Origin of the sequence: Streptomyces brasiliensis (genome assembly GCF_014647875.1) — a bacterium.
GTDB lineage: Bacteria > Actinomycetota > Actinomycetes > Streptomycetales > Streptomycetaceae > Streptomyces > Streptomyces brasiliensis.
In genome coordinates this window covers 1-1,187 of record NZ_BMQA01000231.1, presented here as the reverse complement: position 1 = coordinate 1,187, position 1,187 = coordinate 1, and the positions used below count along the sequence as shown (strand labels likewise).

At 69.2% G+C, this 1,187-nt stretch carries 1 protein-coding gene; it reads right to left on the bottom strand.

Annotation, left to right across the window (positions count from 1 at the left end):
- Positions 1-95: 95 nt before the first annotated feature.
- On the bottom strand, positions 96-1,187 hold a 1,092-nt coding region (locus IEZ19_RS49920), incomplete at its 5' end, for an IS1380 family transposase (RefSeq protein WP_189317977.1).

Below are 1,187 nucleotides of genomic sequence, written 5' to 3'. Positions count from 1 at the left end.
TTCGGGGTGCGGGCAGCAGTGATCGCCGGGTGGCCGTCCGGTGCGGGGTCTCCAGGGTCTTTCGGGTCGTGGGCGGGCAGGGGCGGTCGCGTGGGTCAGGTGGCCATGCGCTGTCCGGTTGCCGTCCACAGGTCGGTGAAGTCGTGCTGCCAGCGCCAGTGCCTGGGCAGGTGGAGGGTGAGGCGGCGGGCGCCGGTGGCAATCCGGGCAGGGATGTTGATCAGGTGGCGGCGGATGGTGCCGGTCCGTGCTCTGGCGTGGAAGACGGAGGCGAGGTGGCCGGCGGCCCGGGTGAGGTTGTAGGCGGTGGCTGCGAGGGTGAGCCAGGCGGCGTTCGCGGTGAACTTCCCCGACGGTAGGTGGGCGAGCGCGGAGTCTTCCAGATCGGCGAAGACCTGCTCCACGACTGCGTGTTCGCGGTGCATGGGTTCGGCCTGGGCCAGGACGAACGGGCTGTCGGTGAAGATGACGTGGTGGCGCCAGACGCCGAACAGCTCGGCCTGCCCCGCGGGCACGCTCTTCGGGTTCAGACGCTTCACGCGGCGCACGATCAGCCGGGCGGTGGTGTGGAACGCCTTCTTCTTGCTGGTGAACGCGGTGAAGGGGACCTCGGCGATCTCCGCGTCGGAGATCCAGCGTTGCTCGGCGGCGTCCCACACCGCGCTGGTGTACTTGATCGGTGTCCAGGCGGACTCGTCCATGCCCGCGATCGCCTCGCGGATCGTCTTCTTCACCGCCACGGCCAGCGAGAAGTGCACGCCCGCCTTCCGGCACGCGTCGACCACCTTGTGCGAGAAGTACGCCGAGTCGGCGCGCACGATGATCTGAGCGGTGATGCCCATCGCCCGCACCGTGGCCAGTGCCTCGCGCAGCAGACTCGCCGCGCCCTTGCCGGAGTTGGCAGAGCCCTTGCGCAGCCTGGTGGCCACGATGACCGGCGCGCAGGTTGCGGTCTTGACGGTGACGATCTGGAAGTGCAGGCCACGCTGTCTGGTGTAGCCGAACGAGGCGCCCTGCTTGGCCGGTCCGTAGACCTGCTTGACCTTGGAGTCGATGTCGACGAACACCACCTCGTCCCCGGTGGGGACCAGGCCGGTGTGTGCCGCGAGATTGCAGGTGAACGCCCGTGCCGCGGACTCCAGTTGGCGTACGTGGCCCCAGGTGAAGGCGCGCAGGAACGTGCCGAG